Origin of the sequence: Mesorhizobium sp. M4B.F.Ca.ET.089.01.1.1 (genome assembly GCF_004022605.1) — a bacterium.
Taxonomy (GTDB): domain Bacteria; phylum Pseudomonadota; class Alphaproteobacteria; order Rhizobiales; family Rhizobiaceae; genus Mesorhizobium; species Mesorhizobium abyssinicae.
The window spans coordinates 1-598 of record NZ_RZOS01001206.1; the positions used below are offsets into that span (position 1 = coordinate 1).

The 598-nt window shown below is 63.2% G+C and carries 1 protein-coding gene; it reads right to left on the reverse strand.

Features of this window, described 5'->3' with window-relative positions:
- A partial coding sequence (locus EN780_RS36795) for an NAD(P)-binding domain-containing protein (protein ID WP_348631302.1) occupies window positions 1-514 on the reverse strand: 514 nt, incomplete at its 3' end.
- Window positions 515-598: the final 84 nt, after the last annotated feature.

Consider the following 598-nt stretch of genomic DNA (forward strand, 5'->3'; position numbering starts at 1 on the left):
ATTTGAAATAGCTGGCGTAGGTTGCGGTCGCGACGCTCAAGGCGTCGAACTCGCCGGCATCCGCGACCTCGATCACCTTCCCCAGCCTGCCGAACAATGCGCCGGCGCCTTGATCGGGCGGACAGATGATCGTCGCCCCCAGCCGGTGCGCGATCATCGGCATGGGAAGCGCCTTCGTCACGTGCCCGGCTGGCGCGGTCAAGCTCTCTATGTCCTTGAGGGACAAAGTGGCGATCAGGCTGATCAGGCGATGGTCGCGCCGGAAGCGCAACGCCGACAGCACGTCGTGCGCGATTTGCGGGCGGACCGCGAGCATGACCGTTTCGCTATTGTCGAGAACGGCCTGATTGTCGCTGGCGATGCGAACATCCGGGTAGCGGGAGGCAAGGCTCGCGGCGATGTCTTCGTTCCGGGGCGAAAGCAGAACGGAAACAGGGTTCCGCGAGGGACTTGAGCCCGGTGACGATAGCGGCCGTGAGCGCGCCTGTGCCGATGAAGCCGAGTTCCATGGGATGCCCCCAAAATTGGTTCCGCGATCATATCAGTCCAGATGGGTCTGATAGCTCAGAACACGCGTCGCGGCTGGCGGGATCAGCAT